We start from the raw sequence: 24,265 nt of genomic DNA on the forward strand, positions 1-24,265 counted from the left end.
CCCTTGCCCGGAAAGAGAATCAGATTGGACGAACATCGTCTTTATCTACGGCACGCCGCTGGGGTGCCAACAACAACCAAGTCGCAATGGGCCAGAGAATACATTCTGCTAAGCCCTGCATAAAGAACCACCAGCCAGGTAAGCCATCGCCATGTAGAACGTGAATCAGCAAGACCACTGCCTGCGCCAGCAGGAACAATGGCAGTACATGCAGCGATTGGGTCGGCAGCGAAAACCACACGATGCGCCGATGCAAGCTGATAGCGGCGTAAGAGAGTAAGGTGTAAGCCAGCGCATGCTGGCCGAGCAAGACGCCTTGATGTACGTCCATCACCAGTCCAAATAAAAAGGCCCCGCTCATGCCAACCTTGCGGGGTTGGTGAACATTCCAAAACACCAGCGCGACTGCGAGAAAATCAGGAACGCCGGGCCAACGCCCCCAGGGCAACAAATTCAACAGTAACGCGATCACCAGCGAAAACCAGATGAAGGCGCTATTGGCGGGTAACAGGATGTACTCGGGCTCGGCCCAGGCTGTACGCTGTTGTCTGTGCTGGTTCATTCCTCAGCTCCCCGCTCAGATTGACGATGGCGCGACTTTTGCTGACGAATCACCTCGGGGTAACGCCCGCTGGGAGCGGGAAAGTCATTTTTAACTTGCAACACCAGTAAGTGACGATGCTTTGATACCCCGCCAATCGGGGCACAGCTAATGCGTGCGAAAGATTGGGCCGCACTGCGCTCAATGTGGACAATCTTAGCCACAGGTAAGCCTGCAGGATAGAGCCCATCAATGCCGGAGGTCACAATCAAATCTCCTTGCTGAACATCCGCATTGCTTGCCAGAAAACGCAAGTCCAGCAACCCAGGGGTTTCACTGCCATAGGCCACAGAGCGCAAACCATTCCGCACAATTTGTACAGGAATCGCTTGGTCGCGATCAGGTAACAGGGTGATTTCTGCTGTTTTAACAAAACTGCGGGTGACTTGGCCAACAACGCCTTGATCATCGATAACAGGTTGACCCGGCTGAATGCCATCAATTAACCCTTTGTCCACCATCAGCTTGCGGGTAAATGGGTCTTGCATTTCATACAAAATCTCCACCAGCGCACTTGGAGACTTGAGCCCTTCGCGTGCGCCCAGCAGGCGCCGTAGCTGCCCATTTTCCTCGGTTAACTGCTGATTAGTTTGGGCTTGCTGGGCCTGCTGCAATAATTGCTGACGCAATTGCTGGTTTTCTTGCTGGGCTACTTCCAGCGCACGAAAATACTGCCCAACACCACGCACTCCATCACGGGGCAATAGGACAGCATGCTGAATAGGGTATAGCAACACAGCGACGCCTTGCCGCACCTGTTTGAGCCAGCCTGAGCGGGCATCCAAGACCAACAGCACCAACGCGAGCAAGGCAAACACGCACAACCGCATGTGGGCTGATGGCCCTTGCTTGAAGAATGGGGGTGGCGTGTGGTTCATCATAGCGAGGCATCATCAAACGGGCCTAGCCGGCCCCGTTACAGTTAACTAGCGCCAACTGAAAATCAGTTACTCGTTGGTAAAGATTGAACCTAGCTTCTCCATGCGCTCAAGTGCCATACCACAGCCCCGAACCACGCAAGTGAGCGGATCTTCTGCAACATGGACGGGCAATCCCGTTTCTTCCATCAGCAAGCGGTCCAGATCGCGCAACAACGCCCCGCCGCCCGTTAGCATCATGCCGCGTTCGGCAATGTCAGCGCCGAGTTCAGGCGGGGTTTGTTCGAGCGCTGATTTGACTGCGGAGACGATTTGATTCAACGGTTCGGTCAATGCTTCGAGAATTTCGTTGCTAGAAATCGTGAAGCTACGTGGAATCCCTTCGGAAAGGTTACGTCCTTTCACTTCCATTTCGCGGACTTCGCTACCCGGGAAGGCTGACCCGATATTTTTCTTGATTGCCTCCGCCGTTGGCTCACCAATCAACATGCCATAGTTGCGGCGAATGTAGTTGATGATGGCTTCATCAAATTTGTCGCCGCCGACACGCACGCTGCCTTTGTACACCATGCCACCCAGGGAGATCACGCCGACTTCGGTGGTGCCGCCACCGATGTCAACCACCATCGAGCCAGACGCTTCTGCCACGGGTAAGCCCGCGCCAATTGCGGCGGCCATCGGTTCCTCAATCAAATAGACTTGTGAGGCGCCCGCACCGAGGGCAGACTCACGAATCGCACGGCGTTCTACTTGGGTCGAACCGCAAGGTACGCAAATGATAATGCGGGGGCTAGGAGCGATCAGACGGGAGGTGTGCACCATCTTGATGAACTGCTTGAGCATTTGCTCGGTCACAGTAAAGTCGGCAATCACGCCGTCTTTCATCGGTCGAATGGCTTCGATATTGCCGGGCACTTTACCCAGCATTTGCTTGGCGGAATGCCCGACTGCTTGAATCGTTTTCTTACCGTTTGGGCCACCCTCTTGGCGAATCGCCACCACGGAAGGCTCGTCCAACACAATCCCTTTACCACGCACATAAATCAGGGTATTGGCTGTCCCCAAGTCAATAGCTAAATCATTAGAAAAATAACCGCGTAAAAATCCGAACATGCTCGTCGTCCTGTCTATTCTGTCTGTTTATTGCGTTTGTCTGGCTTAAATAACCTTAATTGCAGCGAAATGCACGGTTAATGTTAACCAATAATGATACCGTATAATTTGCACTAAACCATGCCTTTATCCGCTGTCTTGTGTTGTAACCCAAGACTTAGCAGCGACGTTGCATGACGAATATCGCCCGGCTATAGGCGACTGTTCTCTTTTCACGAATTACCTAAAATACGAGCACCCATGAGCATTTCTCTCTCCGATGTGCAACGCATTGCCCATCTTGCCCGGCTGGATTTGCCGGAACCCCAAGCCACGGCCACGCAAGCCAGTCTGAATGCCATTTTTGGCCTGATTGAGCAGCTCCAAGCGGTGGATACCCAGGGCATCGAACCACTGACCCACCCCGTGGCCTACATTCAGGAAGTCGCGCAACGTCTGCGCCCCGATGCCGTGACGGAAACCAACCAGCGCGAGGCCAACCAGCAATCCGCTCCGGCGGTGCAAGACGGCCTGTTTCTAGTGCCTAAAGTGATTGAGTGAGGGTGTAATGTCAAACCAAAATCAAACCCTGACTCTCTCAGCGCTACAACAGCGCTTACAAAGCGGCCAAACTTCCGCCGTTGAATTGGCGCAGGATTACCTGAGCAAGATCAAACAAAGCGACCTGAATGCGTTTATTGATGTGCAACCTGACATCACACTCGCCCAAGCCAAAGCGGCTGATGCCTTGCGCGCCAGCGGCCAAGCCGGGCCATTAACGGGCCTACCGATTGCGCACAAAGATATTTTTGTCACCAAAGATTTTCGCAGCACCGCCGGCTCGCACATGCTGGAAAACTATCGCAGCCCCTTCGATGCCACGGTGGTAGAACGCCTTGACCAAGCCGGGATGGTGACGCTGGGCAAACTGAATTGCGATGAATTCGCGATGGGTTCCAGCAACGAAAATTCCTACTTTGGCGCGGTGAAAAACCCCTGGGATAAGCAAGCAGTTGCGGGGGGGTCTTCCGGTGGTTCGGCTGCTGCGGTGGCCGCAGGCCTAGCTCCCGCCGCCACCGGCACTGATACCGGTGGCTCAATTCGCCAACCCGCTGCTTTCTGCGGCATTACGGGGATTAAGCCCACCTACGGCAAGGTATCGCGCTACGGCATGATTGCGTATGCTTCCAGCCTTGATCAAGGTGGCCCGATGGCGCATACCGCGGCTGACTGTGCTTTGCTCTTGAACGCGATGGCAGGGTTTGATGCCAAAGACTCCACCAGCTTGGAGCGCGCCAATGAAGACTACACTGCGCAACTCAACCAACCCTTGGCCGGATTGCGTTTAGGCGTACCCAAAGAATTTTTTGGCGCGGGCCTGAGTGAAGAAGTCGGCGCAGCCATTGAAACCGCTGTGCAAGCGCTGGAAAAACTCGGTGCGGTGCGGGTGGAAGTATCGTTGCCACGCACTGAATTAGCGATCCCTGCTTACTATGTGATTGCCCCCGCCGAAGCCTCTAGTAACCTCTCACGCTTTGATGGCGCACGCTATGGTTACCGTGCCCCCGAATACCGCGATTTGTTGGATATGTATAAACAATCGCGGGCACAAGGCTTTGGGGCCGAAGTGCAGCGCCGCATCATGGTGGGCACCTATGTGCTCTCACATGGTTACTACGACGCCTACTACTTGCAAGCGCAAAAAATTCGTCGCCTGATCGCCCAAGATTTTGCGCAAGCCTTTACACAATGCGATGTCATCGTTGGCCCCGTCGCGCCAACCGTGGCGTGGAATATTGGTGAGAAAGCCAATGACCCCGTGGCGAACTATCTGGCCGATATCTATACCCTCGCGGTGAACTTAGCAGGTCTGCCCGGTATGTCCATGCCCGTGGGTTTTGGCACGCAAGCGCATACCAAAACACGCCCCGTCGGTATGCAACTGATCGGCAATTACTTTGCGGAAAGTCGCGTGCTGAACGTGGCGCACCAATACCAACAAGCCACCGATTGGCACACCAAAACACCGGAGGGTCTGTAATATGCAATGGGAAGTCGTGATCGGGTTGGAAACCCATGCCCAGCTCTCTACCGTTTCTAAAATTTTCTCTGGCGCGAGCACTCAGTTTGGAGCCGAAGCTAACACGCAAGCTTGCGCGGTGGATTTGGCGCTGCCGGGTGTGTTGCCGGTATTGAATCGCGGTGCGGTGGAGCGAGCGATTCAATTTGGCTTGGCGGTGAACGCCCATGTCGCGCCCCGCAGTATTTTTGCGCGCAAAAATTACTTTTATCCTGATCTGCCAAAAGGCTATCAAATCAGCCAATTTGAAATTCCAGTCGTGCAGAGCGGTGAGCTGCGCTTCTTTGTGGGTGAAACGGAAAAGACCGTGCGTCTAACGCGCGCCCACTTGGAAGAAGATGCAGGCAAATCGCTGCATGAAGATTTTGCGGGCATGACCGGCATTGACTTAAACCGTGCCGGTACACCCTTGCTCGAGATTGTGTCCGAACCAGATATGCGTTCCAGCGCGGAAGCGGTTGCCTATGCTAAAGCCTTGCACAGTCTCGTCGTATGGCTGGGTATTTGCGATGGCAACATGCAAGAAGGCTCTTTCCGTTGCGATGCCAATGTGTCCGTGCGTCCCAAGGGTCAAGAAAAGTTTGGTACGCGTCGCGAAATCAAAAACCTCAACAGCTTCCGTTTCTTGCAGCAAGCGATTGATTATGAAGTGCGCTGGCAAATTGAAACGCTCGAAGATGGTGGCAAGATTGAACAAGCGACGGTCCTCTTTGATCCCGATACGGGTGAAACCCGCGCCATGCGCAGCAAAGAAGATGCGATGGATTACCGCTACTTCCCCGACCCCGATTTGCTGCCCTTGGTGATTCCAGCGCATTGGGTGGAAGAAGTGAAAGCCACCCTGCCCGAGCTACCCGCTGCGATGGCGACCCGCTTTGAGCAAGCGTATGGCGTGACGGCCTATGATGCGAATGTGCTCACCGCAAACCGTGCGGTGGCACAGTACTTTGAACAAGTTGCGACTAGCCTACCTGCGGGCCAGTGCAAAATCGCCGCAAACTGGGTGATTGGCGAAGTAAGTGCGCAACTCAATCGCGCAGAACGAGACATCACCCAATGCCCGGTGCAAGCAGCGCAACTCGGCACCTTGCTGCAGCGGATTGCGGACAACACGATTTCCAACAAAATCGCCAAAGATATTTTCCAGATCATGTGGGAAAGTCCGAACAGCGAAGCCAACTACGCCGATCGCATTATTGAAGATCGTGGCCTGAAACAAATCACCGATACCGGCGCAATTGAGGCCTTGATTGATGAGGTGCTCAACGCCAATGCGGCGATGGTGGCGGAGTTTAAGGCGGGTAAGGAAAAAGCCTTTAATGCTCTGGTTGGGCAGTGTATGAAAGCGACGAAGGGCAAGGCTAATCCACAACAAGTCAATACCATTCTGAAACAAAAACTCAGCTAAGGCCTCTGCCATGAATGCTACCTCCCCTACCGCGCCGCCTAGCCCACCAGGGTCAAGTTATGACTATGACATTACCGTTGTCGGCACGGGTCTGATTGGCCTCGCCGCCGCACTCGGCTTGGCGCAGCAAGGTTGGCGGGTCGGGCTGATTGGCCCAGCCGTTAACGTTGGGCTAAACCATACAGACACAGACTGGGATAACCGAGTTTATGCCTTTAGCCCCGCCACCCAACAACTGCTCACAACATTGCGGGTTTGGCAGCAGCTTCCGATTGGCCCTGATGACGCGCAGGCGCGCATCCAGGCTGTGCGCGAGATGCGTGTTTATGGTCAATCTGCCGAGGCCCTCAGCGTGGACCCTGGTTTACTGAGCGATAGCGTTACATTCAGCGCTTATGCCGCTTGTGTCAGTGAATTAGCCTGGATCGCCGAAAGCCGCGTTGTGCAGCAGGCACTGGCAACCGCGTGCCGCTTTCAACCGCAGCTCCACTGGCATACCAGCCAAGCCACGGATTACCATGAAACCCCGGCCGGTCTGCGGCTGCAACTGGCGAATCAGGAAGTACTCCACAGCCAGATTTTGCTTGGCGCTGATGGTGCCTACTCCTGGGTGCGCCAGCATGCTGGCATCGATCTCGAAGAACAAGATTACCCGCAAACGGCGATAGTGGCCAATTTTGCCTGCAGCCAAAAACATGCCGATACCGCCTGGCAATGGTTCCGTCCCGACGGGATTCTGGCGCTTTTGCCGCTACCCGGCCAACGGGTGTCGATGGTCTGGTCAACGACGCCGAGTCAAGCCGAGACACTACTCAAGCTTGATGCAACCACTTTGGCGGACCAACTTACGGCAGCCAGTGCGCAGACGCTCGGCACACTCACGCCATTAACCCCAGCCGCCGGTTTTCCACTTAAGCGCCAACTGGCGCGTACCATGGTCACGCAACGTATTGGCTTACTCGGTGATGCAGCCCACGTCGTTCACCCCTTGGCGGGGCAGGGCATGAATCTCGGGATGGGCGATGTGCGTGAACTTCTCGATGTTTTTGCCCATCGCGAATCCTATCGCACGCTGAGCGACGGTCGCTTACTGGCCCGCTATGCACGCCGCCGTGCCGCGCCAATCCAAGCGATGCGGGCTGTCACACATGGGCTTTATCAGCTTTTTGCTCACCCGAACCCGACGCTGCAAGCCGCCCGCCGCCAATTCATGCATGCGATTAATCACACCCCGTTACAAAGTTTTGTCACACCGATCAAGCGTAAACTGATTCAGCACGCTCTATACTCTTGAGATTGTTTTGTTTTTGCCTGGAATTTTATGTCTGCGCCCTCCACCGCCTCCGCTCTGCCTCGTTACTTCCTGTGCACACTACTCTGCTTAAGCAGTGGGCTGGGGTGGGCGCAAAGTCCCACGCAGGCAAATGCCGCCAGTAACGCCACCAATGAGCGCGCACCGACGCCCACCCCAGCGGTCACATTAGGCCCGGTCGAAGCCCGCTTAAAAAAAACCTTTGAAGAGCGCGACAACTTCAAAGTTGAAAGCGTCATCAAAACCCCTTATTTGGGCTTGTATGAGGTGCGTGTTGGTAATGAGATTTTCTACACCGACGACAAAGGGGAGCAGTTCATTATTGGCGAAATCATTGATGCTAAGCGCCGTGTGAACTTAACCCAGCAGCGCATTGCCGAATTACAGCGGATTAAATTCAGTGATTTGCCGCTTGAGCTCGCCGTTAAAAATGTGCGCGGCAATGGCAAACAAGTGATTGCCGTTTTTGAAGATCCCAATTGCGGCTACTGTAAACGCTTTCAGAAAACACTGAGTAAACTCGATAACTTGACGGTTTACACGTTCCTGATTGGTATTCTTGCGCCTGATTCACGCGATAAAGCGCAAAGTATTTTGTGCGCCAAAGACCGGAATAAAGTGCATTTAGCCTGGATGCTCGACGGCACAACGCCCCCGGCTACAAAATGTGAAGGGGCCTTTACCAAAAGTATGGAGTTGGCCCGCAAACTCGGCGTTGAAAGCACGCCGACCCTTTACTTTGCCGATGGTCGGCGTGTGGCTGGTGCCATCCCGCAAAATGAACTAGAAAAAATACTGGCTGAACTCAAATAGCGTTTGCAGATACCCTGTACTAAGACGGTTCACTGCGAATGAACTGGATTGCTGGCTCACGGGCGCTCAGTCTTCGGTACCAACCAATATAGCTCACCCGCTTGGCGCATCTTGCCGGCTTGCTCACCCGCCGCGGGGCCAGTCCCCCAAAAGTAATCTGCGCGAATGGCGCCACGAATTGCGCCGCCGGTATCTTGCGCAAGCATCAGCCGTTGCAGTGGCTTCTGGGTCGCGGGTAACGTCGTATTCACAAATAACAGCGCCCCGAGTGGAATAAAGCTGGGGTCGATAGCAACGCTGCGCTGTGCCACCAGCGGCACACCGAGGGAACCTAACGGCCCTTGCTCAGGCTTTAGTGTGGTTAGCTCACGAAAAAAAACCAGGCTCGGGTTGGCATTCAGTAATTCCTGGCGACGTCCGGGGTAGCGCGCCGCCCAATCACGAATCCCTTGCGCTGTGGCTTGCTCTAGGTTGAGTTCACCTTGCTCAACCAACCAACGTCCAATCGATTTGTAGGGGTGGCCATTCTGCTCAGCGTAGCCAACCCGGAGTATTTTTCCATCGGGCAAGCGCACCCGCCCAGAACCTTGAACTTCGATAAAAAAAGCATCCACCGGGTCCAGCCATACCAGTTCTCGGCCCGCATACGGGGGAGCATGGCGACGCGCTGCAAACTCCGCACGACTGAAATAAGGGACAAGCTGCTGCCGGCCATTGGGCAGTGTCAGCAACCGGCCTCGCACACGTTGACCTTTCAGGGCGGGATAGACGGTGCTCAATTCAACCTGTATCAGATCGGGAGGAACGCCATAGAGCGCCGTGCTGTGACTGGCCGTCGGCTGTAGGCTGCCTTGATACAAGGGTTCATAATAACCAGTGATCAAGCCTTGAGTTTGTTTTTCTGGCGTTGCACTACCGCTCTCAGTAGTCGTCACCAACTCGACTCGTTGCGGTGTGAAATGAGTTTCAATAAATTGTCGCCAGCGGGATCCATCGCTTGTGGCATTGAGCCCCTGGCTGCGTGCCAGTTCGCATAGCCGCCGCCAGTCGGGTGTAGCAAAACGGCCTTCGCGCTGGCCGACAACCGCGCACTGCGCCTCCCAAGCAGAGGCAAACTCACTCAGGTCATCATCTTGCCAACCGGGTAACGCTGCCCAGGAAATGGGAACCAGTTGGCGCTGCGGTGTTCCAAGTACAGGTGCCGTCCCGGTCTGACTGCTGACGGCAGGCGCAGTTGGGGTTGAGGTCGGCGGGGCAGAAGGAGGGGGGGCAACGCCCGCACAGCCTGCGAGTATGCCTATCGTCGCGAGTAACCCTTGCCTTGCGAAGCGGCAAGATGAGCTGACTGCACGCAACCAGGGAAGTAAGGTATGCTTGATTGGGGAGAGTTCCCCTGTAACCGAGAGGGAAGATGGCATGTGGCTCATTTTGCTTGAAGCATTCATTGCATTGCTGCTGTTAGTGGCGATTGTCTGGTGGACGATGTTCCATGGTCGCGGCGATAGCCCTGCGGACAGGGCTATCGACAGCAATCCCTCGAAACACGACGACAATATTCATTAATGCAGTGCGCGAGGCATCGCCAGGCTGAATTCTGTAATGGGAACGTCAAATCGGGTACCGTCTTCAGCCACGCAAAAATAGCTGCCACGCATACTCCCAGTCGGGGTCGCTAAGGGACAGCCGCTGGTATATTCGAAGTGTTCGCCGGGTCGCAAAAGCGGCTGATGGCCCACCACCCCCAATCCATTCACTTCCTCAACATGCCCATGCGCATCACTGATTACCCAGTGACGACTGATAATCTGGGCGGGGACCGTTCCCGTATTCAAAATATGTACGGTGTAAGCGAATAAGTATTGCCCCTGATCTGGCGCAGACTGCTCAGGTAAAAACTGGCTTTGCACTCGCACACGCATACTGTAATTTGACATGGCATCCTCGACGCGGTTTATCTGCGGTTTCACTCAGAGGAGAAACACAAACATGATTCTAGTGTAGCTTGACACCCGATAGCGGTGGCAAACTCGAACAACCTTATAATACTGTGATATCCAATCTACCTGCTCGAAAGATGATAATGCCCTACCGTATTGCGCCTAGTTTATTATCCGCTGACTTCGCTCGGCTTGGTGAAGAAGTGCGTGCAGTGATTGCTGCTGGCGCTGACCTGATCCACTTTGATGTGATGGACAATCACTATGTACCCAATCTCACCATCGGTCCCTTGGTCTGTGACGCCATTCGACCACACAGCAGCGTGCCGATTGATGTTCACCTGATGGTTGAACCAGTAGACCGGCTGATTCCAGATTTTGCCAAAGCTGGCGCGAATATCATTACCTTCCATCCAGAAGCCAGTCAGCATATTGACCGCACATTAGGGTTGATTCGTGATCAGGGTTGTCAGGCAGGACTGGTATTCAACCCCGCTACCCCCTTGCATTATCTGGATTACGTCATGGATAAGCTGGATATGGTGTTGCTGATGTCTGTCAACCCAGGGTTCGGGGGGCAATCATTTATTCCCGGCACGTTAGAAAAAATTCGCCAAGTGCGTCAACGCCTTGATGCCCATACCGCACGGGGTGGACAAGCGATTGCCCTCGAAGTCGATGGTGGCATCAAAATTGACAATATCCGTGCCGTTGCCGCGGCTGGCGCCGATACGTTTGTTGCAGGCTCAGCGATTTTTGGGCAGCCGGATTATGTCAGTATCATCCAAGCAATGCGGACTGAGCTCGAACAAGCCAAACGCTAGCCCCCTCACACTAGCAAGCACAGCGTTCACTAACTCTGCAGGAGAGGCGACCATGCTACACCATTTGAAAAATGCGATTCAGCGGGCGCTAGGCCAGACACAAGGTCTGAGTTTGCGCTTGCCAACACCGCTCTATGCACAGGCTGTCCTACTTGATTTAGATGGAACCTTAGTGGACTCCGCCCCCGATTTGGTTGCTGCCGCCAATAGTGTACGAATCGAACTAGGCCTGCCAACGCTGCCCTTTGACACCGTGGTGAATTATGTGGGTAAAGGCGCAGAAAGTTTATTGCACCGAACCCTCACCGGGGACCTCGCTGGACGTGCCGAACCCGCTCTATTGGCACGTGGCATGGCCATTTTTGCCCGTGTTTACAGTGAAATCAATGGCGATCAGACTACAGTCTATCCGGGTGTTCGTGCTGGCTTAGATGCCCTACTAGCAGAGGGCCTCAAACTGGCACTGGTGACCAATAAGCCCGCGCAATTTACAGAGCCTCTGCTATTGAAAAAAAGTTTGTTGAACTATTTCGATGTGATTGTGACGGGCAATAGCTGTGCCCACAAAAAACCGCACCCAGAGCCACTCTTGTTTGCCTGCCAAGAATTGGGGGTCGCCCCAACAGCGGCGATTGCGATTGGGGATTCATTAAACGATGCGCAAGCCGCTCGCGCCGCCAACATGCGGGTGCTAGCCGTCCCCTATGGTTACAATGAAGGGCAGGACACGCGCCAATTGGATGTCGATGGTATCGTCCCGAATTTGTTGCAGGCAGCGCAAGTGATCCGCTTGGGCGGCTAGGCAAGCCGCTCGAAATGCGTTATCGTTGTTGTATGTCTCGTTTATTCATGCCCCTCACCCTCTTCGCTTGGCGTTAATCGCCACAGCCCCCTCATGCCAGCTTAGGCGCTGGCTTCGCACAATACAAACCGACTATACTGGGCTGCATTATTTGCACCCGTCTTGCAGGAAGCATCATGACTGAAATTGAATTCAATGCCTTGGCACAACAGGGTTACAACCGCATCCCGCTGGTGGCGGAACTTTATGCTGATCTTGATACCCCGCTCTCACTGTATCTGAAGCTGGCACATGGCCCACATTCTTTCCTGCTCGAGTCCGTGGTGGGGGGGGAGCGTTTTGGCCGCTACTCGTTTATTGGGCTACCCGCGCATACCCGCGTTCAGGCACGTGGCCATCACGTCGAGGTCATCCGCGACAATCAAGTCATCGAAACTTGGCATGGTAACCCCCTTGATTTTATTGCGACCTATCAACAGCGTTTCAAAGTCGCCAGCCGGGCGGGTTTTCCGCGCTTTTGCGGGGGTTTGGCGGGCTATTTCGGCTATGACACCGTCCGTTACATCGAACCACGCTTGGGCCTGAGTCAACAACGTGATGATGTCGATGTCCCCGACATTCTGCTTTTATTGTGCGAAGAGCTCGCCGTGGTCGATAACCTCTCCGGCAAACTTTATCTGATGGTTTACGCGGATCCCACACAGCCTGAAGCCTTTCAGCGTGCCAGTCAGCGACTGGCAGATTTACGCCACAAGCTACGCCAACCCATCGACATTCCCTACAGCGCGCCAACGGTTCGCACTGAGACGCACCGCAGCTTCGCCAAGCCGGATTTCCTAGCGGCCGTCAATCAAGTGAAAGATTACATTCTGGCTGGTGATTGCATGCAAGTGGTGATTGGCCAGCGGCTAGAAAAGCCCTTTCGCGACTCACCCTTAACGCTGTATCGAGCCTTGCGATCGCTCAATCCTTCGCCGTATATGTATTACTACAACTTTGGTGAGTTTCAGGTAGTCGGCGCCTCCCCAGAAATTCTGGTGCGCCAAGAGCATACTGCTGCCGGGGTCAAAGTGATCGTTCGTCCGATTGCCGGAACCCGGCCGCGCGGGACAACGCCCGAGCAAGATTTAGCGCTCGAAAAAGAGTTGCTCGCAGACCCCAAAGAAATCGCTGAACACGTGATGTTAATTGACTTGGCCCGTAACGACATTGGTCGCATCGCCCAAACTGGCAGCGTCAACGTGACTGAAAAAATGGTTATCGAACGCTATTCCCATGTCATGCATATCGTGTCGAATGTCGAAGGGATCTTACGCCCGAATCTGAATGCCTTAGATGTACTCAAGGCCACCTTCCCCGCCGGAACGCTCTCTGGAGCACCGAAAGTGCGGGCGATGGAAATCATCGATGAAATCGAGCCAACCAAACGCGGGGTCTATGGCGGGGCTTGTGGTTACCTGAGTTTTCAGGGCGATATGGATGTCGCGATTGCGATTCGGACCGGTGTCATCAAAAATGGCACACTCTATGTCCAGGCAGGTGCGGGGATTGTGGCGGACTCCGTTCCCGAAAGTGAATGGCAAGAAACCGAGAATAAAGCGCGAGCCGTGTTGCGTGCTGCCGAGCAAGTCCAAGATGGGCTAGACCGGGTGCTATGACCCAGATCAGATGGCGGCGAGGGCGCACGACTAGCGCCCAAGCAAGCTCGCCAAGACAATCAAGCTGACGGCCAGCATGACCCAAGCATTTGGCAAACCGCCACTGCTCAAGATTAAGCAGAGGGTTGAGAGTACCGGTGTGGCGTAAGAGAGCACCCCGATCTGGCGCGGATCACCTTGCTTTAAGGCGGCATCCCACAAGTAAAAAGCAGCCCCCATTGGCCCCAGGCCTAATACCAGCAAATATGCCCAATCGCGCTGTGTTAAGCGCACACTCGGTTCCAATAATGCATGGCAGGTTAACGCTAATAGCCCGGAAACCAAACAGAAGCCGCCGATCGCCCAGCTAGAAAAGTAGGGCAAGCGCTTACACAGCAAAGAATAAACTGCCCAAGTGATGGCTGAGCCTGCTGCTAGCAAGTACCCTAACCATGCCTGTTGCCACCGAGGGGGCGTTCCACTGATCGTGTCGATACCGTGATTGGCCAATATCGCAATCACAGCACCGACCAAGCCCAGACAGGCAGCAAGCAGATGCCGTCGGCTCAGCGGGCAATTGGGCAAAATCGCCGGTGCCAGCACGACAATTAATAATGGCCAAAGATAATTGATTAGATTCGCAGCAATTGGTGGCGCCAGCCGCAAGGCAAGAAATAAGAAGAAGTGAAAGCCAAAAATCCCGCCAACCCCAACTAGCCAGGTATTAACACTGACACGCCAACTGGACCAGCGGCGATAAGCCAAGACTGCTGGCAAACTTCCTAGGCACAACGCCAGTCCTGTTAGTAAAAACGGGGGCAAATGACTTAACTGCACTCCCAATGTCGCCAAACTCGCCCACAGCAAGATGGCGAGGATAGCTTTAACTATCGATGGATCAATTTTTTCAATAAACGCCATGTTAATGCATCGCCCGTTTTCAGGTCACCTTCTCGCTTAAGTGCGTAGGGGAAAACAGATACCAGTTTAAAAATCATTAATCTGCTTGATATCGCCATCTTGTCGTTTGCAATAGTCCTGCTACAGCGAACAGGGTCAACAAGGCAGCAGTGGTGATGACTTGCCAACTTGTAGCCATGCGAGCAGGATACAACAGCATGAATATCGCAAACCCAATGCCATTCCCCCCCAATACCAATAATGAAGCGGCATAGTCATGAAAGCGGCGGGCCTGGTTAGCATTGATTGCCCATGCTGGTTCGGTGTTGTAACTAGGTAAGCGCAGATGCGCGTCATCTAGCATCTCTAGCTTGCCAAGAAATTGCCGCAGATTGGTAATGGCGCGCTCACTTTTGTAATTGAGGAAGGTAAACGCTAACGCGGCAATGGCTAATCCCAGTACCAGCCATTCCACCGGCGCTTGCACGGCATGGGTGCCGGATGATAACGCCACCATGGCCGCGAGTAAGCTCACCAATAAAGAAACATAGAGCGTTAGCGCTTGTTGGCGCTGGGCGATGCGGGCATTGACTTCCTGCGCCGCCGCAATGTAACGATAATTTGCATCAACAAATGATTGAGCCATAGTGAGTACCAAAAAAAACGGCCAATGAAGCAACTTCACTGGCCGCTGGGTGATGTTTAGAAAAACTAGCGTCGTACAGCCGAGAGGCGGCGAATAACCGCGATGAAGCGATCTACTTCCTCACAGGTATTGTAAAACACTAGAGAGGGACGCACGGTGGCTTCTAATCGAAAACGGCGCAAAATCGGTTGCGCGCAGTGATGGCCTAGACTCCAATGCTCCAGCAGGCGCTCTTGAACAAACTGCCAGGTAGCATCGTCAACCTGCTTGGCATTGACCGCGCGGCATTAGTCTGAAAGGCGTTGCGCCTGCTTTGGGCGATAGCCTCGCCGGCTTTGGTTGCGGCTTAGCTCTCGGCAAATAGTGGATGGGTGGCGCTCAAGCACGTGGGCAATCTCAGTTGGGTTGTGTCCCGCTTTCTTCAAAGCGTAAATCTGATATCGTTCTTCTTGGGTGAGGTGTGTGTAGTTCATCTTGGCAATTTCGACTGGCAGTCAAAAAGGCTCGGATGCTACCGCATGCCGCCCACCTGGCCAGCGTTACTCAAAATTGCACTACATTCTTGAATCCGCGCTTCAAGAAAGAGAGCGGGCCAACCCTGATCTTATCGTTCAACTGAGAGCAGACGAATCAGTTTTGTACAAACATGTCGCAAAAACCATGGCAATCATTGAACGGTCTGGCATCAGCAAACTTGCTGTCGTCACCATCAATTAAGGCTTGGTCGGGTTGGCCGAGCCTTAATGGGGTCTGACCGCTAGTTGATCAAGCAAATCCTGCTTGATGTGCCTGCTGGTCAGCGTGGTAGCTGGAACGGACCATCGCGCCGACGGCCGCATGCGTGAAGCCCATTTTGTAGGCTTCTTCTTCAAACATTTTGAAGGTATCGGGGTGCACGTAGCGGCGTACCGGTAAGTGTGAATCGCTCGGGGCGAGGTATTGGCCGATCGTCAACATATCAATGTTATGCGCCCGCATGTCACGCATGACGTCTAAAATTTCTTCATCGGTTTCACCCAAGCCCACCATCAAGCCGCTCTTGGTGGGCACACCGGGCACGCGCTCTTTGAACTGCTTGAGTAATTCTAAGGAGTGGTGGTAATCCGAACCGGGGCGCGCTTCTTTGTACAAGCGCGGAATGGTTTCGAGGTTATGGTTCATTACATCGGGCGGGGCGGCTTCTAAAATTTCTAGCGCCCGCTCTAAACGGCCACGGAAGTCTGGCACCAATACTTCGATTTTGGTATTGGGAGAAAGCTCGCGAGTTTTTTCAATGCACTCAACGTAATGGGCAGCGCCACCATCGCGCAGATCATCCCGGTCCACACTGGTGATCACTACATACGTTAAACGCAGCGCAGCGATAGTTTTGGCTAAGTTAAGCGGTTCATTGACATCCAGTGGATCAGGACGGCCATGACCCACATCACAGAAGGGGCAGCGGCGCGTACATTTATCGCCCATGATCATGAAGGTAGCCGTGCCTTTCCCAAAGCATTCGCCAATGTTGGGGCAACTCGCTTCTTCGCATACCGTGTGCAGATTATGCTCACGCAAAATCTGTTTGATCTCATAAAAACGGGTTGAGGGCGAACCTGCTTTAACCCGGATCCAATCCGGCTTTTTCAGTTTTTCGGCAGGCACAATTTTGATCGGGATACGCGCTGTTTTCGCTGCCGCTTTTTGCTTGGCAGCGGCATTGTAGTTCTCGGCAGAAGCGGCTTCGCGAGTCACTTCGCGGGCTAGTTCGGGGTTAACAGGCGGGGCAGGACGATCAACAGAGTGGCTCATAAGAATACTCGTAACAAACCCATCCGAGGTAACCGGCAGTGAGGAACAAGCCAGGTCGCCCCGCGCGGGCAAATCAACAAACCCCCTATTTTACGCGCTCAGACCAAACCTTGCTGAGCTAATTCCAACAACAGCCGCTGCGCCACGGCTTCCCTCGTGGCCGTTACCCCGCATTGGCGCATATCGACGGTTTGCAAGCCCGCATAGCCACAAGGGTTAATCAACGTGAATGGCTGTAAATCCATGGCGATATTGAGTGCCAAACCGTGATAAGTACACTGGTTGCGGACTTTAATCCCCAGGGCGGCAATTTTAGCCAACTCTCCCTGCCACGGGACATAGACTCCCGGCGCGCCGGCTTTACGTTCGGCAGCCAGGCCGTAGGCTGCAAGGCAATCCAACAACGCCTGCTCCATACGCCAGACCAGATCACGCACGAACAAGCGCCGCCGTCGCAGATCAAGCAAGAGATAAATCACCAACTGCCCTGGGCCGTGATAGGTGATTTGCCCCCCTCGATCTACCTGCACCAACGGAATCTCCGTGGTTTGCAGTAAATGGGCAGGATTACCAGCCAAGCCCAAGGTAAAAACGGGGGGGTGTTCGACCACCCAGATTTCATCAGGTGTGTCGGCCTGCCGCGCTGCGGTAAAGGCCTGCATGCGCTCGAAACAGTCGGCATAAGGCTGTAAGCCAAGCCAGTAAACGCGGGTCGAGGGCAGAGAATTAGGGGGAGTACTCAATTCAAGTTCTTGAATAAATCAATCAGACGTTCCAGCATAACGCAAAAACCACAGTCTGCTTATTGTCGTAGGCCATTCAGCACTTGACGCTTGCTGGTAATAAAGGCAATTTCTCTCTGACCGCTACTTCAGAAACATGATGGCTACAGACACTTCCGCCGTACTTCGCAAACCCGCTTGGCATAAGCTGCTCAAGCTGCTGGGCCCACGTGCGTTGGCGTTTCATTCACTCCGTCTGAGTCTGGCGACAACCAGTCGCCTGTGGCCCGAGATGGGCGTGCAATGGGCGATGCAATTATTTGCCACGCCGATGCCCGCGCTCCGTCGTCATGCCTATCAGCCCATCCCTGCCGCATTGGCTTGGGACCGTGAAATCACTTGGCAGATACAGCCTCATCAACCCCACCCGCATCATGGCAAAACCGTGCACGGCTATATTTGGGGCGACCCCCAACAGCAGCCCACGGTCTTATTGGTACACGGCTGGAGTGGCTATGCGCTGCAACTCCGTGAATTTGTCACGCCCCTGCGGGCAGCGGGATACGCAGTGGTCGCCGTTGATATGCCAGCCCATGGCCGCAGTAGTGGACGACGGGCCCACTTCTTTTCTTGGCATCAAGCCTTGGTAGAAATGGCGGCCCAGTTGCCACGCCTCGATACGATTATTGGCCATTCATTGGGCGGTGCCACACTAGGTTATGCCCTCTCACAAGGATTACAGGTTCCGCGCGCCGTGATGATCGCCGCCCCCGCTGACTTACTCGCCGAACTCCATAAATTCAGCCAGTTTTTATGGTTGCCACGGGGCTTCGGTCAGCGCATCGCTCAGGGTTGGACACGGCGATTGGGCCGAGATGTGAGCGCCGTTAACCCTGAACAAGGGGCGATTCCTGGTCGAGTCAAGGGCTTGTTAGTCCACGATAAACAAGATCGGCATGTTGCGATCAGCGACATGTATCGTTATCAGCGGGTTTGGCCAGGCTGTAAGACGATGGTGACCGACGGCTTGGGTCACACACGCATTTTGCAAGATCGGCCCACGGTCGAGCGGATCGTCACCTGGCTAACCCAAGCTTAATTATTGCTGCCAGGGTATAACAGCGCGGGACATCAACCCAACTGCGGCACGGAAGTTCGCCCGAGCTGCGCGGTACACCGGGTTAAGCAAACTCAGTTGGTAAATAGCCGCATCAGCTATCCAGCCCGCACTCACTTCAAAATAATCGCGTAAGGCAGCCCGGCCATCGCTGCGGCCAAAGCCATCGGTGCCGAGCGTGGTGTAGCTCGCCCCGGTGGGCAAATAAGCACGCAGCATTTCCGGTAAGGCACGTTGATAATCCGTGACCGCAATAATCGGCTGTCCCGCATAGCCCTGTGCTACCAGGGCTTGCTGAATGTAGGGGACGGTTTCATCTAAGCCCAAGCGCTGCGCACGCTCGCACGCCGCACCGTCGCGGGCCAGTTCGGTATAGCTGGTAATGCTCCAGATGGCCGCGCGAATCCCCTGCTCAGCCAGCAACGCTTGCGCGGCCAGCACTTCCGGCATGAGCGCGCCAGAGCCAAAAAGAATCACATCGGCTTCAGCGTCGCTAGCCAAACAATACGCCCCACGAATCACGCCCTCGTGATGCGCGGCATCGAGCGAGGCTTGCGCGTAGTTGGCATTGCCGACGGTGAGGTAGTAAAACGCATCTTCCTGCGCTACCAGCATGCGCTGTAAACCATGCTGAATAATCACCGCCAATTCACCCGCGTAGGCAGGGTCGTAAGCGCGGCAATTCGGTACAGTGGCGGCGATTAAATGGCTGTGCCCATCCTGATGCTGTAGCCCTTCACCGCCCAATGTCGTGCGCCCAGCAGTGGCCCCCAACAAGAAGCCCCGTGGCCGTTGATCGGCAGCGGCCCAAATCAAATCTCCCACGCGCTGGAAGCCGAACATGGAGTAAAAAATATAGAAGGGCAACAGCGGTTGGCCGTGGACGGAGTACGCGGTAGCCGCCGCTGTCCAGGAAGCCAGCGCGCCCGCTTCGGAAATACCTTCTTCCAGAATTTGGCCATTTTGCGCTTCGCGGTAGCTGGTTAAGCTGCCCGCGTCTTCTGGCTCGTAGCGTTGGCCGTGGGGTGAATAAATTCCGATTTGGCGGAACAAATTCGCCATGCCAAAGGTGCGCGCTTCATCCGCCACAATCGGCACCACACGCGGCCCGAGCGTCGGGTCTTTGAGCAAATTACCCAGCAAGCGAACAAAGGCCATGGTGGTGGACATTTCCTTGCCATTGGCCTGCAACGCAAAGTTTGCCAAGGTGTCAACGGCAGGCACCGCCAGCGTCGGGCAGGTGCTGCTGCGCGCTGGCAAATAGCCGCCCAAGGCTTGCCGACGGGCGTGCAGATATTGCATCTCGGCACTCTCGGCGGGCGGCTGGTAGAAATCCAGTGCCTCCACTTGCGCATCGCTCAAGGGCAGGGCAAAGCGGTTACGGAAGGCGAATAAATCATCTAAATCGAGTTTCTTTTGTTGGTGGGTGGTCATGCGGCCTTGCGCTACTTCGCCCATGCCATAACCCTTCATGGTTTTAGCCAACACGACCGTGGGTTGGCCGCGATGGGCGCGGGCGGCAGAATAGGCGGCGTGGATTTTCACAAAATCATGGCCGCCGCGCCGCAAGCGGTCGATCTCGGCATCGCTCATGCCCGCCACCAATTGCTGTAAGGCGGGGTTTTGCCCGAAGAAACGCTCGCGATTAAAGCGCCCGTCATTCGCCGAAAAGGTTTGGAACTGCCCATCCACGGTCTGCGCAAAGGCTTTAAGCAAAGCTTGCTCTTTATCGCGGGCAAACAAGCCATCCCAGTCCGAGCCCCATAGCACTTTAATCACATGCCACCCCGCACCCGTGAACAAGGCTTCAAGCTCATCAATCACGCGGCCATTGCCGCGTACGGGGCCATCCAAACGCTGCAAGTTGCAGTTAATGACGAAGATCAAGTTGTCTAACTGTTCGCGTGCCGCTAAGGACAGAGCAGCGAGAGATTCGGGTTCGTCCATCTCGCCATCGCCAAAAAATCCCCAGACTTTGCGAGATACATGTTGCCCCGCATGTTGATACAGTTGCCGATGTTCCAAATAGCGCATGAAGCGTGCTTGATAAATCGCGGAAAGCGGGCCAATCCCCATTGAACCAGTGGGAAACTGCCAAAAATCGGGCTGCAACCACGGGTGCGGATAGGAACTGAGGCCGCGCAAACCCTGCTGCTGCGCCACCACCTCGCGCCGATAATGCTCTAAGGCACTCGCGGGCAAGCGCCCTTCGAGAAAGGCCCGCGCATACACGCCAGGCGCAGAGTGGGGCTGAAAGAAAACGAGATCGCCGAGTTGCGCATTTGGGTCGGTATTTTGGTCATGCTCTTGGCGGGCTTGGAAGAAATGATTAAACCCCACCTCAAATAAATCCGCCGCCGAGGCATAGCTGGCAATGTGGCCGCCCAGTTCCGCTTGCAGGCGATTCGCCCGTACCACCATCACCATCGCATTCCAGCGCATGATGGCGGCAAGCCGTTGCTCAAGATCCAAGTCGCCGGGGTAAGGCGCTTGTTCGTTGGCGGCAATCGTATTGCAATAGGGCGTGACCAAATTCGGGTGCCAGTGCCCACCTTGGCGCTGAAAGTGTTGGTGCAGGGTATCTAACAAATAGCGCACCCGCTCCGGGCCGGCGTGTTCTAGCACGCCTTCTAAACCCGCCAACCATTCGGCGGTTTCTTGGGGATCACCATCATTCGGGAGCATGGCGCACCTTCTTTCTGCATTTGCAAATCATGCTCAAAGGATAGTAGAAGCGCCGCCCAATAAGGTGCTTAATAATTTACAAAAACCAGCTTATTCAGCATAAAATGTTGTTTAAATAAATTTATTAGCTAATTATGCTGGATGTAAAGCTCGACACCGTTGATTTACGCATTCTGCAAGCCTTGCAGGAAGATGCCACGCTCTCGAATGTGGCCCTGGCTAAGCGCGTGCATTTGTCGCCCTCGCCGTGTTTGGCGCGGGTGAAAGCGCTGCACAAAAGCGGCGTCATTCAGCAAGTGGTGGCGCTGGCCAATCCGCACGCGCTTGGCCTGCATTTGAATGTGTTTATTTCGGTGAGCTTGGAAAAACAGGAACGCGTGGTATTGGAACGTTTTGAAGCGGCGATTCAGGCGCGTTCGGAAGTCATGGAATGTTATTTGATGTCGGGCGATGCTGATTATTTGCTGCGCGTACTGGTGCCAGATTTAGCCCGCTTGGAGCGCTTTATTCTCGACCAGCTGGCGGTCGTACCCGGTATTAAAAACATCCGTTCTAGTTTTGCGCTAAAGCAGGTGAAATATAAAACCGCCTTACCGATTAACAGCATCGCCAGCCCAGCCAGTTAATTTCATGCATGCCGCCGCTCCATTTTCTTGCGATATTTTTTGCCGCGTCATTGATAACTATGGCGATATTGGCGTCTGTTGGCGCTTGGCCCGGCAATTGGTCGACGAGTATCAGTGGGCCGTCAGGCTGCTGGTCGATGATCTACAGAGCCTGGCCAAACTCGTGCCAACGGTCGATCCGACACTGGCTCAACAGCGTATCGCTGGGCTAGTGATCTGGCAATGGGAGCAGGCACCATCTGCCACCCCGGCGCAGATGGTGGTGGAGGCCTTTGCCTGCGATCCCCCAGTGACTTACCTGCAGCGCATGGCCCAGCAAACCCCACCACCAGCATGGGTGAATCTTGAATACCTGAGTGCTGAAACCTGGGTCGAAGATTGTCATGGCCTGGTCTCGCGCCACCCCCAATTAGGCTTGGAAAAGGTGTTTGTTTTCCCAGGTTTTAGTCCGAGAACAGGTGGTTTACTGCGCGAAAAAGGGTTATTGGCAGCAGCCTCCGCGTTCAATCTATCGCCCGCTGCCGCTGACCAATTTTGGACAACGCAAGGGCTAACACTGCGTGCGCAGGCGCCGCGGCTGTTCTTCTTTACCTACGCGAGCCCGCATATTCCGGCCTTGCTGGATGCGTGGCTCAGCCACGGCCAAGCCCTGGAGATTTTGCTCCCCCCGACCCCCGCTACGCCACAAGTCGAAGCCTGGCTGGCAGCCCACCCAAACCAAACGCTGCTCCGGGTTCATCCCTTGCCTTTTTTACCGCAGGCCGAGTTTGACCGGCTGCTGTGGGCCAGTGACCTGCTCTTTGTGCGTGGGGAAGACAGCTTGGTGCGAGCGCAATGGGCGGCAAAGCCCATGATTTGGCATATTTACCCGCAAGCCGAGCAGGCCCATTTACCGAAGTTGGCGGCGTTTTATAGCCACTATAGCCAAGGCCTAACGGCCAGCGCCCTAGCGGCACAAACAGCCTTAAACCAGGCCTGGTGCGATACGAATCGCGCGGTTGATTTTGCGCCTCTGTGGGCTAACTGGCGGCAGCATCTGCCTGAAATCCAGTCACATGCCCTATCCTGGCGAGCCGAACTCAGTCAACAACCCGATCTCGCCACGGTTTTAGTCAGCCAAGCCTATAAAAAGTGGGGCCAATAGGCTAAAATGCCGGGCTGAATAAATTCGAGACAAACGCAAGCTGTCTGTCTCCCCGCTGATCGCCCCCATACACCCTGTCATCACTGTAGCGGGCACTTTTTTGAATCCTAGTCTGGTGAATTATGAAAATCGCACAAGAACTCCGCTCTGGTAACGTCTTTATGGTTGGCAACGACGCCATGGTCGTCATCAAATCTGAATACAACAAATCTGGCCGTAATGCCGCCGTGGTCAAAATGAAAATGAAAAACCTGTTAACCGGCGCGGTCTCTGAAACCGTGTACAAAGCCGACGACAAGTTTGAAGTGATGGTACTGGACCGCAAAGAAGTGACCTACTCTTACTTTGCTGACCCACTCTATGTTTTCATGGATGCGGACTACAACCAATACGAAGTGGAAGCCGAATTCATGCAAGACGCCCTCCCATACCTCGAAGATGGCATGCCCTGCGAAGTGGTGTTTTTCCAAGAAAAAGCGATTTCGGTTGAACTCCCCACCACCGTGGTCCGTGAAGTGGAATACACCGAGCCAGCTGTGCGTGGCGACACCTCTGGCAAGGTAATGAAACCAGCCCGCATCAAACCCAGCGGACATGAAATTCAAGTTGCCGCTTTTGTTGAAATTGGCGACAAAATCGAAATCGACACTCGCACCAACGAATACAAACGCCGCGTATAAACGAATCACGGATAAAAAAGCCATCCTGCGGGATGGCTTTTTTTCGTCCGAACTCGGCTGATTTAACCAGCGGCTGGGGCGGGAGGCATGGGCCGGGCTTGGCCTTGAGGCCCTGCACCCTCATGACGTGGGCCGCCAGAGCGGCGGGCTTGGCGCATTTTTTCATGATGTGCGCGCATCTCTTCACGCGTCACTTTGCCATCCTGATTGGTATCAAGCGCTGCGAAATGTTGTTGCAAGTGCGGTAAAGCCGTAGCTTCGCTGAGCGAGATCGCGCCGTCGCCATCTTTATCCGCCTCTTTGAGCCGCGCCCGCATTTTTTCCATGCGCTCATGCCGGTCATGCCGGTCATGCCGCTCATGGTTGGCATGGTGGGCTGGGCGTTCTGCACGGGAAGCGGCTGGCGCTGGGTTGGTGGCGGCCTCAGGCGGGGTGTCTGCAGCGTGTGCCAAGCCCATCATGGCGCTACTCAACAAAGCAGCGAAGACCAGGGCAATACGACCAGAAGAGGGCTGCATGGTAGCGGGTATAGTAAGCGGTGTCATCGTTATCTCCCAAAAATGCGGTAAA

At 54.6% G+C, this 24,265-nt stretch carries 26 protein-coding genes and 1 pseudogene; 14 read left to right on the forward strand and 13 right to left on the reverse strand.

Translation table 11 applies throughout. From position 1 onward, the window contains the following. Window positions 1-19 precede the first annotated feature (19 nt). The 3 genes from mreD to DU000_RS07290 all read right to left on the reverse strand — a co-directional run bounded on the left by mreD (window position 20) and on the right by DU000_RS07290 (window position 2,592). The gene (mreD, locus tag DU000_RS07280) at window positions 20-562 is read right to left on the reverse strand and encodes a rod shape-determining protein MreD (RefSeq protein WP_114402682.1); all 543 of its coding nucleotides are present in this window, start codon (window positions 560-562) and stop codon (window positions 20-22) included. Further along, window positions 559-1,482, reverse strand: coding sequence for a rod shape-determining protein MreC (gene mreC / locus DU000_RS07285; protein ID WP_114402683.1), 924 nt, complete (start codon window positions 1,480-1,482; stop codon window positions 559-561). The genes mreD and mreC overlap by 4 nt, the downstream gene beginning before the upstream one ends. 66 nt (window positions 1,483-1,548) lie before the next feature. Next, window positions 1,549-2,592 (reverse strand): rod shape-determining protein, encoded by a 1,044-nt coding sequence (locus DU000_RS07290; RefSeq protein ID WP_114402684.1) that lies wholly within the window; start codon window positions 2,590-2,592, stop codon window positions 1,549-1,551. 240 nt (window positions 2,593-2,832) lie between these two features. Here DU000_RS07290 and gatC point away from each other — a divergent pair, with 240 nt between their 5' ends. The 5 genes from gatC to DU000_RS07315 are packed head-to-tail and all read left to right on the forward strand — an operon-like array spanning window position 2,833 to window position 8,184. Next, entirely contained in the window at window positions 2,833-3,132 is a 300-nt protein-coding gene (gene gatC / locus DU000_RS07295; RefSeq protein ID WP_114402685.1) for an Asp-tRNA(Asn)/Glu-tRNA(Gln) amidotransferase subunit GatC, read from the forward strand. Between the two features lie 7 nt (window positions 3,133-3,139). Beyond that, window positions 3,140-4,612, forward strand: coding sequence for an Asp-tRNA(Asn)/Glu-tRNA(Gln) amidotransferase subunit GatA (gatA, locus tag DU000_RS07300; protein WP_114402686.1), 1,473 nt, complete (start codon window positions 3,140-3,142; stop codon window positions 4,610-4,612). 1 nt (window position 4,613) lies between these two features. Next, window positions 4,614-6,059 carry an Asp-tRNA(Asn)/Glu-tRNA(Gln) amidotransferase subunit GatB gene (gene gatB / locus DU000_RS07305; RefSeq protein ID WP_114402687.1) on the forward strand — a complete coding sequence of 482 codons (1,446 nt, stop codon included), beginning with the start codon at window positions 4,614-4,616 and terminating at the stop codon, window positions 6,057-6,059. Window positions 6,060-6,069: 10 nt separating this feature from the next. Next, window positions 6,070-7,353 (forward strand): FAD-dependent monooxygenase, encoded by a 1,284-nt coding sequence (locus DU000_RS07310; protein WP_114402688.1) that lies wholly within the window; start codon window positions 6,070-6,072, stop codon window positions 7,351-7,353. Between the two features lie 27 nt (window positions 7,354-7,380). Next, the gene (locus tag DU000_RS07315; protein ID WP_114402689.1) at window positions 7,381-8,184 is read left to right on the forward strand and encodes a DsbC family protein; all 804 of its coding nucleotides are present in this window, start codon (window positions 7,381-7,383) and stop codon (window positions 8,182-8,184) included. Window positions 8,185-8,240: 56 nt separating this feature from the next. On the opposite strand, the gene mltA is transcribed toward DU000_RS07315, so the two are convergent. Then, window positions 8,241-9,602, reverse strand: coding sequence for a murein transglycosylase A (mltA, locus tag DU000_RS07320; RefSeq protein WP_114402690.1), 1,362 nt, complete (start codon window positions 9,600-9,602; stop codon window positions 8,241-8,243). Between mltA and DU000_RS12810 the strand changes: the two genes are divergently transcribed. Beyond that, window positions 9,601-9,747, forward strand: a complete 147-nt coding sequence (locus DU000_RS12810; RefSeq protein WP_192878443.1) for a hypothetical protein — start codon at window positions 9,601-9,603, stop codon at window positions 9,745-9,747. The two genes, mltA and DU000_RS12810, sit on opposite strands and share 2 nt — an antisense overlap. Here the strand turns inward: DU000_RS12810 and apaG are convergent. Next, on the reverse strand, window positions 9,744-10,118 hold the full coding sequence (apaG, locus tag DU000_RS07325) for a Co2+/Mg2+ efflux protein ApaG (RefSeq protein ID WP_114402691.1): 375 nt from the start codon (window positions 10,116-10,118) through the stop codon (window positions 9,744-9,746). The two genes, DU000_RS12810 and apaG, sit on opposite strands and share 4 nt — an antisense overlap. Window positions 10,119-10,261: 143 nt before the next feature. On the opposite strand from apaG, the gene rpe reads away from it, so the two are divergent. From rpe to trpE, 3 genes are all read left to right on the forward strand, one after another. Next, complete coding sequence (gene rpe / locus DU000_RS07330; protein WP_420812128.1) at window positions 10,262-10,945, forward strand: ribulose-phosphate 3-epimerase; 684 nt, start codon at window positions 10,262-10,264, stop codon at window positions 10,943-10,945. A gap of 52 nt (window positions 10,946-10,997) precedes the next feature. Then, on the forward strand, window positions 10,998-11,747 hold the full coding sequence (locus DU000_RS07335) for a phosphoglycolate phosphatase (RefSeq protein ID WP_114402693.1): 750 nt from the start codon (window positions 10,998-11,000) through the stop codon (window positions 11,745-11,747). Between the two features lie 176 nt (window positions 11,748-11,923). Continuing rightward, window positions 11,924-13,405, forward strand: coding sequence for an anthranilate synthase component I (gene trpE / locus DU000_RS07340; RefSeq protein WP_114402694.1), 1,482 nt, complete (start codon window positions 11,924-11,926; stop codon window positions 13,403-13,405). A 30-nt stretch (window positions 13,406-13,435) separates the two neighbouring features. Here trpE and DU000_RS07345 read toward each other — a convergent pair whose 3' ends face one another. From DU000_RS07345 to DU000_RS13160, 4 genes and pseudogenes are all read right to left on the reverse strand, one after another. Next, window positions 13,436-14,305 carry a DMT family transporter gene (locus DU000_RS07345; RefSeq protein WP_114402695.1) on the reverse strand — a complete coding sequence of 290 codons (870 nt, stop codon included), beginning with the start codon at window positions 14,303-14,305 and terminating at the stop codon, window positions 13,436-13,438. A gap of 76 nt (window positions 14,306-14,381) precedes the next feature. Beyond that, window positions 14,382-14,930 (reverse strand): hypothetical protein, encoded by a 549-nt coding sequence (locus tag DU000_RS07350; RefSeq protein WP_114402696.1) that lies wholly within the window; start codon window positions 14,928-14,930, stop codon window positions 14,382-14,384. Window positions 14,931-14,995: 65 nt separating this feature from the next. Continuing rightward, a pseudogene (locus DU000_RS07355) lies at window positions 14,996-15,136 on the reverse strand (aminotransferase class V-fold PLP-dependent enzyme); the annotation flags it as partial. Window positions 15,137-15,217: 81 nt separating this feature from the next. After that, window positions 15,218-15,403 (reverse strand): helix-turn-helix domain-containing protein, encoded by a 186-nt coding sequence (locus DU000_RS13160; protein WP_114402697.1) that lies wholly within the window; start codon window positions 15,401-15,403, stop codon window positions 15,218-15,220. A 1-nt stretch (window position 15,404) separates the two neighbouring features. Here DU000_RS13160 and DU000_RS07365 point away from each other — a divergent pair, with 1 nt between their 5' ends. Further along, window positions 15,405-15,647 (forward strand): ExbD/TolR family protein, encoded by a 243-nt coding sequence (locus tag DU000_RS07365; RefSeq protein WP_114402698.1) that lies wholly within the window; start codon window positions 15,405-15,407, stop codon window positions 15,645-15,647. A 48-nt stretch (window positions 15,648-15,695) separates the two neighbouring features. Here DU000_RS07365 and lipA read toward each other — a convergent pair whose 3' ends face one another. Then, window positions 15,696-16,721 carry a lipoyl synthase gene (gene lipA / locus DU000_RS07370; RefSeq protein ID WP_114402699.1) on the reverse strand — a complete coding sequence of 342 codons (1,026 nt, stop codon included), beginning with the start codon at window positions 16,719-16,721 and terminating at the stop codon, window positions 15,696-15,698. A 98-nt stretch (window positions 16,722-16,819) separates the two neighbouring features. Continuing rightward, window positions 16,820-17,464 (reverse strand): lipoyl(octanoyl) transferase LipB, encoded by a 645-nt coding sequence (lipB, locus tag DU000_RS07375; RefSeq protein WP_240001824.1) that lies wholly within the window; start codon window positions 17,462-17,464, stop codon window positions 16,820-16,822. A gap of 139 nt (window positions 17,465-17,603) precedes the next feature. Between lipB and DU000_RS07380 the strand changes: the two genes are divergently transcribed. After that, entirely contained in the window at window positions 17,604-18,542 is a 939-nt protein-coding gene (locus DU000_RS07380) for an alpha/beta hydrolase (RefSeq protein ID WP_205074029.1), read from the forward strand. On the opposite strand, the gene mdeB is transcribed toward DU000_RS07380, so the two are convergent. Then, entirely contained in the window at window positions 18,543-21,245 is a 2,703-nt protein-coding gene (gene mdeB, locus DU000_RS07385) for an alpha-ketoglutarate dehydrogenase (protein ID WP_114402702.1), read from the reverse strand. 134 nt (window positions 21,246-21,379) lie between these two features. On the opposite strand from mdeB, the gene DU000_RS07390 reads away from it, so the two are divergent. The 3 genes from DU000_RS07390 to efp all read left to right on the forward strand — a co-directional run bounded on the left by DU000_RS07390 (window position 21,380) and on the right by efp (window position 23,695). After that, window positions 21,380-21,871 carry an Lrp/AsnC family transcriptional regulator gene (locus DU000_RS07390; protein WP_114402703.1) on the forward strand — a complete coding sequence of 164 codons (492 nt, stop codon included), beginning with the start codon at window positions 21,380-21,382 and terminating at the stop codon, window positions 21,869-21,871. 4 nt (window positions 21,872-21,875) lie between these two features. Then, window positions 21,876-23,015 (forward strand): elongation factor P maturation arginine rhamnosyltransferase EarP, encoded by a 1,140-nt coding sequence (gene earP / locus DU000_RS07395; RefSeq protein ID WP_114402704.1) that lies wholly within the window; start codon window positions 21,876-21,878, stop codon window positions 23,013-23,015. Window positions 23,016-23,137: 122 nt separating this feature from the next. Continuing rightward, a complete protein-coding gene (efp, locus tag DU000_RS07400) occupies window positions 23,138-23,695 on the forward strand; it encodes an elongation factor P (RefSeq protein WP_114402705.1) in 558 nt (185 codons plus the stop codon). A gap of 62 nt (window positions 23,696-23,757) precedes the next feature. On the opposite strand, the gene DU000_RS12845 is transcribed toward efp, so the two are convergent. After that, window positions 23,758-24,240 (reverse strand): EF-hand domain-containing protein, encoded by a 483-nt coding sequence (locus DU000_RS12845; protein ID WP_205074030.1) that lies wholly within the window; start codon window positions 24,238-24,240, stop codon window positions 23,758-23,760. Between the last annotated feature and the right edge of the window lie 25 nt (window positions 24,241-24,265).

The organism is Parvibium lacunae (assembly GCF_003335215.1).
GTDB lineage: Bacteria > Pseudomonadota > Gammaproteobacteria > Burkholderiales > Burkholderiaceae_D > Parvibium > Parvibium lacunae.

Bases quoted from the DNA above. Each gene is read 5' to 3' on its own strand.
- mreD (WP_114402682.1), bottom strand. From the start codon at position 562: ATGAACCAGCACAGACAACAGCGTACAGCCTGGGCCGAGCCCGAGTAC.
- mreC (WP_114402683.1), bottom strand. From the start codon at position 1,482: ATGATGAACCACACGCCACCCCCATTCTTCAAGCAAGGGCCATCAGCC.
- DU000_RS07290 (WP_114402684.1), bottom strand. From the start codon at position 2,592: ATGTTCGGATTTTTACGCGGTTATTTTTCTAATGATTTAGCTATTGAC.
- gatC (WP_114402685.1), top strand. From the start codon at position 2,833: ATGAGCATTTCTCTCTCCGATGTGCAACGCATTGCCCATCTTGCCCGG.
- gatA (WP_114402686.1), top strand. From the start codon at position 3,140: ATGTCAAACCAAAATCAAACCCTGACTCTCTCAGCGCTACAACAGCGC.
- gatB (WP_114402687.1), top strand. From the start codon at position 4,614: ATGCAATGGGAAGTCGTGATCGGGTTGGAAACCCATGCCCAGCTCTCT.
- DU000_RS07310 (WP_114402688.1), top strand. From the start codon at position 6,070: ATGAATGCTACCTCCCCTACCGCGCCGCCTAGCCCACCAGGGTCAAGT.
- DU000_RS07315 (WP_114402689.1), top strand. From the start codon at position 7,381: ATGTCTGCGCCCTCCACCGCCTCCGCTCTGCCTCGTTACTTCCTGTGC.
- DU000_RS12810 (WP_192878443.1), top strand. From the start codon at position 9,601: ATGTGGCTCATTTTGCTTGAAGCATTCATTGCATTGCTGCTGTTAGTG.
- mltA (WP_114402690.1), bottom strand. From the start codon at position 9,602: ATGCCATCTTCCCTCTCGGTTACAGGGGAACTCTCCCCAATCAAGCAT.
- apaG (WP_114402691.1), bottom strand. From the start codon at position 10,118: ATGTCAAATTACAGTATGCGTGTGCGAGTGCAAAGCCAGTTTTTACCT.
- DU000_RS07335 (WP_114402693.1), top strand. From the start codon at position 10,998: ATGCTACACCATTTGAAAAATGCGATTCAGCGGGCGCTAGGCCAGACA.
- trpE (WP_114402694.1), top strand. From the start codon at position 11,924: ATGACTGAAATTGAATTCAATGCCTTGGCACAACAGGGTTACAACCGC.
- DU000_RS07345 (WP_114402695.1), bottom strand. From the start codon at position 14,305: ATGGCGTTTATTGAAAAAATTGATCCATCGATAGTTAAAGCTATCCTC.
- DU000_RS07350 (WP_114402696.1), bottom strand. From the start codon at position 14,930: ATGGCTCAATCATTTGTTGATGCAAATTATCGTTACATTGCGGCGGCG.
- DU000_RS13160 (WP_114402697.1), bottom strand. From the start codon at position 15,403: ATGAACTACACACACCTCACCCAAGAAGAACGATATCAGATTTACGCT.
- lipA (WP_114402699.1), bottom strand. From the start codon at position 16,721: ATGAGCCACTCTGTTGATCGTCCTGCCCCGCCTGTTAACCCCGAACTA.
- DU000_RS07380 (WP_205074029.1), top strand. From the start codon at position 17,604: ATGGCTACAGACACTTCCGCCGTACTTCGCAAACCCGCTTGGCATAAG.
- mdeB (WP_114402702.1), bottom strand. From the start codon at position 21,245: ATGCTCCCGAATGATGGTGATCCCCAAGAAACCGCCGAATGGTTGGCG.
- DU000_RS07390 (WP_114402703.1), top strand. From the start codon at position 21,380: ATGCTGGATGTAAAGCTCGACACCGTTGATTTACGCATTCTGCAAGCC.
- earP (WP_114402704.1), top strand. From the start codon at position 21,876: ATGCATGCCGCCGCTCCATTTTCTTGCGATATTTTTTGCCGCGTCATT.
- efp (WP_114402705.1), top strand. From the start codon at position 23,138: ATGAAAATCGCACAAGAACTCCGCTCTGGTAACGTCTTTATGGTTGGC.
- DU000_RS12845 (WP_205074030.1), bottom strand. From the start codon at position 24,240: ATGACACCGCTTACTATACCCGCTACCATGCAGCCCTCTTCTGGTCGT.